The sequence below is a fragment of the Hymenobacter sp. ISL-91 genome (assembly GCF_018613725.1).
GTDB lineage: Bacteria > Bacteroidota > Bacteroidia > Cytophagales > Hymenobacteraceae > Hymenobacter.
Genome location: NZ_JAGGPS010000041.1, coordinates 21303 through 27370, shown reverse-complemented (window position 1 = coordinate 27370; position 6068 = coordinate 21303). Strand labels below are relative to the sequence as shown.

Below are 6068 nucleotides of genomic sequence, written 5' to 3'. Positions count from 1 at the left end.
TTGTTGGGTGGCCATACCCAGCCAGGCAACTACTTTTTTTTAACAGCCGACGGCAATTTGGTGGGTCGACCGGAGCGGCCGGCTTCAGCTAAGCCCGCCAAGCCGTGGCGCCGCCAGTTGCGCAGCCACTGGCTGAGGGTATTATACTGCACGCCAAATAGGGTGGCCAAGGAACTGATGCTGGCCCCGCGATGGTGGCCCAGCACGGCCTGCGCCCGGCGGCGCATGCGCGGGTGCGGCCCCCGGGCACAAGCCGCTTCCAGGGTGGTTATTTCGAGGGCTGTCAGCGGCAGAGGGGCTAAAATCATGGCCCAAAGATACGCCCATACGTACCACCCGTTTACTTATGCAACACTACTTAAAACCCGCATTACCCAAACAACGAATCCTGGAATTCGAGCGGGGGCTTGATGTTGGCTTTGCGCCGGGCAAAGTACTCGGCGGCTTCTTCTGCTGATTTCGTGTTGAAGGTGCTGGCTTTGGTGAGGCCGCCCTTGCGGCCCATCAGCACGCCGTAGCGCATATCGGCGTAGCCGCTGGTGTGGTGGGCGTCGGGGTTGATGCTGAGCTGCACGCCCTGCTCCAGCGCGTAGTGCACCCAGCGCCAGTCGAGGTCGAGGCGCCAGGGGTTGGCGTTGATTTCGATGATGACGTTGTGCTGGGCGCAGGCGTCGATGATGGCTTTGTGGTCGAGCGGGTAGCCTTCGCGGCGCAGCAGCAGCCGGCCGGTGGGGTGGCCCAGCATGGTGGTGTAAGGGTTTTCGATGGCCCGAAGTACCCGCGTCGTGGCTTTGCGCTCGTCCATTTTCAGGTTGGAGTGCACCGAAGCCACAACGAAATCGAAGGTTTCGAGCACGGCCGGCGCGTAATCCAGCCCGCCATCCGACAGAATATCCGACTCGATGCCCTTGAAAATGCGGAACGGGGCCAACTCCTGATTAAGCTGGTCGATTTCCTGGTGCTGCTGGCGTACACGCTCCACCGGCAAGCCGTTGGCGTAGTGCGCGGCCTGCGAGTGGTCGCAGATGCCCAGGTACTCGTAACCCTCGTCGCGCAGGAAAGTGGCCATTTCGCGCAGGCTGTGGGTGCCGTCGGAGTAGGTGCTGTGGTTGTGCAGCGAGCCGCGCAGGTCGCCGGGCTCCAGCAGCTGGGGCAGCTTGTTGGCGCGGGCCAGCGGCAGCTCCCAGAGGCCTTCGCGCAACTCGGGCTCTACGTATTGCAGGCCGGCGCGCTGGTAAAGGTCGGGTTCGGTGGCAAACTGCTCGCGGCCCAACCACTGGCGCAGGCTGGCCGGCTGGCCGGGAGCGGCCGGCTCATCGGTAAGCGGGCCGTTCAGGTGGGCGTCGGTGGCCGAAGTTAGGAGCAACTGGTTGGTGAACTCGGCGGGCTGAACCAAGCGCACCTCTACCTGCACGCCGGAAGTCGTGGCCGTGCCGCGCCAAGCAAACGGGCCGCTGCGGCGTGGGTCGGGGGTGAGGCCGTCGAGGTCGTTGAGGGCTTGGCGGGCGGCGGCGGGGTTGGTGGTAGCCGCTACCAGCTGCACGGTTTCGATGGTTTCGAGGCGGCGGCGCACTTCCCCGCTCACGGCGGCGCGCTCGGTGCCGGGCGCGGCTTCCAGGCGGGCCAGCAGCTCGTGGGCCAGCTCCTCGCCCTGTGGGTAGAGCAGCTTGCCGCGGCTCTGGTCGGTGAAATCGAGGGCGTCGAGGATGGACTGCTGGGTTTTCTGGCCGAAGCCTTTGAGCTTGCTCACCTCGTCGTTTTCGGCCGCCGTGCGCAGCTGGGCACCGTCTTCGATGCCCAGGTCTTTCCACAAGCTGCGGATTTTTTTGGGGCCGATGCCTTTTATTTTCAGCAGCTCGACTACGCCGGGCGGGGTGGCGGCCAGCAGCCGGTCGAGCTCCTCGAACGAGCCGGTGTCGAGCATTTCGGCCACTTTGGCGGCGGCGGTTTTGCTCAGGCCAGTGCGGTCGGGCAGGCCGGTGCGCTCCACATCGGCCACCGGGAAGCTGAGGGCTTCCAGGGCGCTGGCGGTGCCTTCGTAGGCCCTGATTTTAAACGGATTTTCGCCGTGCAGCTCCAGCAGCTGGGCCGCCAGGCGAAAGGCTCGGGTGAGGGCGCGGTTGTCCATGGCAGTAAAGGTAATGCGTGCGCAGGGGAACAGGTGACGGGGCAACAGCCGCTATACGCCGGTTTCGGCCTGCCCGATGCGCCCTGCCAATGCCCCGGCTGCAGCCAACGGCCCCACGCAACCCTGGTGCGGCTGGCCACGTGGCTGTCTTTGGCAGCCTTGTTTCGGTTGCCTGGTTCTTACTTTCCGTATCTTACTTTTACTGTCACCCTATTCCTTCCGCTATGCGCCTTTTCACTGTTTTTGCTGCCCTGAGCGTGCTGCTGCTGGCGGCCACCTGCAACCCTGAGTCGCAGGGCTCGCGCCTGCCGCCCAACCTGAAACAGCTGGAAGGCACCTGGCTGCACGCCCACGAGGAAGACCAGGCCGATGTGCTGGTGTATCGCCCCAACACGTACGCCTTTCCGCCTTCGCGGGGCCGCACGGGCTTTGCCTTTGAGCGCAACGGCCTGTTCACGCAGTATGACATTGCCCCCACCGACGGCCTAGAAGGCCACAAGGGCCGTTGGAAAGCCCAGAATGACCATACGCTGCTTATCAGTCTCGACGACAAGCAGGAGCCCGATTACGAGCTGGAAGTAATTTCGCTGGAAAACAACGTACTGAAGGTGAAGCGCAAGCAATAGCAAGCCGGGCACTTGCAACCCGCCGTCGGAGTTTCGGCTCCCGATGACAGGTGCTATTGCCCGTTTTCCTATCTGCTTGCTTATGCGTTTTCCCGTTTATGTATCCGCCGCCCTGCTCCTGTTGTCGGCGGGCTGCCAGAAAGACGACGAACCCACGCCGGACTATGTTTTTGGCCGGGCATGGTACAACACCTACCAGGCCGGCGAAGACGGGGCCACGGTTTTCTCGCCCACCAACCCCAACTTGGCCTGGCGCTACGACGGTTTCCGCCTCAACGCCGATGGCAGCTTTCTGGAGTACGGCCTCGATGCCCTCGACAGGCCAGAGGAGCGGCCGGGCACCTGGCAGAGCGAGGGCAGCCAAACGTACCGCATCACGTTTCGTACAACAACGCGCAAAGGCTATCTGCTGCGCATTACCAAGCCCGACAACAACCAGTTGCAGGCCCGGCGCGACTACTGAGGCGGCTACCAAACGGCTGCCTGGCCTTGTTATTTCTCCCATCTTATAGCTCCACTCAACTTATGCGCACTCTTCTGCTGACTATCCTCGCCACGGGCCTGCTGGCCGCCTGCTCGCCTTCTACCCCCGATGTATCGCCCGAAAAGCAGAGCAACCTGCTGGCCGATGATGCCCGGCTGTTTGGCCGTACGTGGATTAACTCGTACGAGGCCAAGCCCAACGAAATACCCACCTACCGTCCCGAAAACTACACCTGGGCCACGCAGCCCCAGCGCTACAACATGCCCATTGAGGGCGGCGACGGGTTCCGGCTGAACACCGACGGTAGCGGCGTGTACATCGCGCCCGGCATCGGTACCGGCCCTATTACTCATCCCATTACCTGGCAGCGTTCCGAGTCTGGCAAGTCGATTTTCCGCCTTCACATAACTGATAATTCGCGGCCCGATATGCAAGTGGAAATCGTGAGCGTAGGTGCTGACCGCCTTACGGCGCGCTACCTACCCTAGGCTCTTGCCCCTAATAGATACAGCGGCCCGGCTGACCCAGTAAGGGGCAGCCGGGCCGTTTGGCGTTATGTTTGCGCCGAAACCCAACTGCTTTTTATATGAACTACTGGCTTGTTAAATCGGAACCGGCGGCGTACTCCTGGGCCACTTTCGTGCGCGAGGGCGGCACCGACTGGACCGGCGTGCGCAACTTCCAGGCCCGCAACTTTCTGCGCCAGATGCAGCCCGGCGACCTGGTGCTGTTCTACCACAGCGTAACCGACAAGCAGGTGGTAGGTATTGCCGAAGTAGCCGCCGCCGCTGCGCCCGACGCCACCGCCCCCGCCGGCACCGACTGGGTTGCCGTGCGGCTGGTACCGCGCCAGCCCCTGGCCGCGCCCGTGTCGCTGGCTCGCATCAAGCAGGATGAGCGCCTGAACCAGATTGCCCTGCTGCGCCAGTCGCGCCTATCGGTGATGCCGCTGAAGGCCGAGGAGTTCGACGTGCTGCTGGAGCTGGGGGCCGGGCTGGTGTAAGGTAAGGGGCAGTGTAGCGGAACTGGCGGGCGGGTTTGTGCATTTTTCCGGTCTTCGATGTGGAATATAGCAGGCAACGGCATCATTTGGAGGTCAACCGGGTTAGGCAGAGCCCAAGCTTCTGTGTATCTTACCCTTGCTCACCCTCCTTTGAAAGCCCGGTGGTTCCTGCTATGAGACATACGCTCCTGCTTTTTTGCCTGCTGATGAGTGCGCCGGGCCTGTGGGCGCAGAAATCCAAAGGCCCCCGCCCGCCGGTAGAGCCCCGGCAGGAACGGCGCACCGAGCTGCCGCTGGAGTTTTCCAGCAGCGAGGTGCAGGTACAGCCTTTGGCCGAAGACAGCAGCCTGGTGCTGCTCGTGGAACACGATGTACGGCTGACGAGCCAACCCGGCTACTATTTCCAGAAGCTGGACCACCAGTTAACGCCCGCCCCGGCCCGACCACTGGAGGTACCGCGGAGCTACGAGTTTCAGCGCATCTGCGCCGAGGGCACCGACGTGTACGCCTTGTTCAGTGGTGTGGCCGAGGGTACGCTTTGGGTGGCCGCCTTCGATACGCGCACCGGCGAGCTGGCAACCGGCGAGTTCAAAACCAAAAAAGCCCGCCAGATCCACAACCTCACCGCCCTCGACGGCAACCTGTTTGTAACGGTGGAAGTGGAGCAGCACCTGACGGTGCTGCTACTGAACCTGCAGACGGCCCAGTTTCAGTTTCTGCCCTCCGTATACGAGCCGCTGCCGGCCCGCTTCACGCTGCTGGCCGATTCGGCCACCCAGCGGGCCGAGTTGATTTTAAGCGAAACCAACGGGTTTAAGTCGCGGCTGCAGCTGAAGCAGCTCGACCAGCAGGGCCAGCTTATCCGCTCCGAGTTTGTGCAGGCTGGCTCCGAGCGCGGCCTGCTCGATGCCCAGCTCAGCTCGGGCGACAGCGCGGCCCGGGTGCTGGCCGGCACCTATACGCTACGCGACTCGCGCTATTCGCAGGGCCTGTTTGCGGCCGACCTGACGGCCGGCACCACGCCCACCGGCCAGCGCCGCTCGCTACGCTTCTACGACTTCCTCAACTTCAAGCACTTCTTCGATTTTATGAAGCCGGCGAGGGTAGAACGGCTGCGCCAGCGCCAGGCCCGCCTGCGCGAGGAGGCCCGCCAGCCGCGCCACCGCTACCAGCTGCTTATGCACGATATGCTGCCTACGGCCGAAGGGTTTGTACTGGTGGCCGAGGTGTATTATGCCCGCTACAGCAGCGGCCATAGTGGCTATGGCCTGCCCGGCCGCCTTGGCTACGGACCCTTGCCCTATGGCACCGGCGCCGGAGGCTTCGGCTACCCCTCGCGCTACAACAGCTTCTATACCAACCGCCGGCCAGCCAATGGGTACCACTTCAGCCACGCTCTTGTCTGCGGTTTCGACCGCCGGGGCAACTTACTCTGGGACAATTCCTTTCTGCTCGACGAAGTAAACCGGCTTCAGCTGGAAGAAACGGTTGCCGTGCGGCCCCTGGACGATGGCAAGCTGGCATTGGCTTACCTAAAAGACGATAAGCTCTACTACAAACTGGTAGACCGCACAGCCCCCTCACCCAACGACTGGCAGGTGAACCTGCGCACCGCCCCGGCAGCCCCCGCAGGTGCCGAGAGCACCAAAAAGAGGGAAGAAAAAACCATCAGTACCTACCAGGAGCACCTTATGCCCTGGTACGGGCGCCATTTTCTGGCCGTCGGCTACCAAAACATCCGGGGCGAGAGCGGGGCCATGCGGGAAGTGTTTTTCCTCAACGACCTGGCATTTTAACCGACGCTTACGCGCCATACTTGAGCTATCA

Annotated in this window: 7 protein-coding genes; 5 read left to right on the top strand and 2 right to left on the bottom strand. The window is 62.8% G+C overall.

Going from position 1 to position 6068, the window contains the following annotated elements; all coding sequences use genetic code 11:
* Positions 1-29: 29 nt before the first annotated feature.
* Positions 30-308 (bottom strand): helix-turn-helix domain-containing protein, encoded by a 279-nt coding sequence (locus J7E24_RS15750; RefSeq protein ID WP_215139084.1) that lies wholly within the window; start codon positions 306-308, stop codon positions 30-32.
* 62 nt (positions 309-370) lie between these two features.
* Positions 371-2128: a helix-hairpin-helix domain-containing protein gene (locus tag J7E24_RS15745; RefSeq protein WP_215139083.1), complete on the bottom strand. Its 1758-nt coding sequence runs from the start codon at positions 2126-2128 to the stop codon at positions 371-373.
* A gap of 224 nt (positions 2129-2352) precedes the next feature.
* Between J7E24_RS15745 and J7E24_RS15740 the strand changes: the two genes are divergently transcribed.
* The 5 genes from J7E24_RS15740 (at position 2353) to J7E24_RS15720 (ending at position 6037) form a co-directional block, all read left to right on the top strand.
* Positions 2353-2754 carry a hypothetical protein gene (locus J7E24_RS15740; RefSeq protein ID WP_215139082.1) on the top strand — a complete coding sequence of 134 codons (402 nt, stop codon included), beginning with the start codon at positions 2353-2355 and terminating at the stop codon, positions 2752-2754.
* Between the two features lie 82 nt (positions 2755-2836).
* The gene (locus J7E24_RS15735; RefSeq protein ID WP_215139081.1) at positions 2837-3217 is read left to right on the top strand and encodes a hypothetical protein; all 381 of its coding nucleotides are present in this window, start codon (positions 2837-2839) and stop codon (positions 3215-3217) included.
* Between the two features lie 62 nt (positions 3218-3279).
* A complete protein-coding gene (locus J7E24_RS15730; RefSeq protein ID WP_215139080.1) occupies positions 3280-3726 on the top strand; it encodes a hypothetical protein in 447 nt (148 codons plus the stop codon).
* Positions 3727-3824: 98 nt separating this feature from the next.
* Complete coding sequence (locus tag J7E24_RS15725; RefSeq protein ID WP_215139079.1) at positions 3825-4241, top strand: EVE domain-containing protein; 417 nt, start codon at positions 3825-3827, stop codon at positions 4239-4241.
* Between the two features lie 173 nt (positions 4242-4414).
* The gene (locus J7E24_RS15720; RefSeq protein ID WP_215139078.1) at positions 4415-6037 is read left to right on the top strand and encodes a hypothetical protein; all 1623 of its coding nucleotides are present in this window, start codon (positions 4415-4417) and stop codon (positions 6035-6037) included.
* Positions 6038-6068: the final 31 nt, after the last annotated feature.

Bases quoted from the DNA above. Each gene is read 5' to 3' on its own strand.
- J7E24_RS15750 (WP_215139084.1), bottom strand. From the start codon at position 308: ATGATTTTAGCCCCTCTGCCGCTGACAGCCCTCGAAATAACCACCCTG.
- J7E24_RS15735 (WP_215139081.1), top strand. From the start codon at position 2,837: ATGCGTTTTCCCGTTTATGTATCCGCCGCCCTGCTCCTGTTGTCGGCG.
- J7E24_RS15745 (WP_215139083.1), bottom strand. From the start codon at position 2,128: ATGGACAACCGCGCCCTCACCCGAGCCTTTCGCCTGGCGGCCCAGCTG.
- J7E24_RS15730 (WP_215139080.1), top strand. From the start codon at position 3,280: ATGCGCACTCTTCTGCTGACTATCCTCGCCACGGGCCTGCTGGCCGCC.
- J7E24_RS15720 (WP_215139078.1), top strand. From the start codon at position 4,415: ATGAGACATACGCTCCTGCTTTTTTGCCTGCTGATGAGTGCGCCGGGC.
- J7E24_RS15740 (WP_215139082.1), top strand. From the start codon at position 2,353: ATGCGCCTTTTCACTGTTTTTGCTGCCCTGAGCGTGCTGCTGCTGGCG.
- J7E24_RS15725 (WP_215139079.1), top strand. From the start codon at position 3,825: ATGAACTACTGGCTTGTTAAATCGGAACCGGCGGCGTACTCCTGGGCC.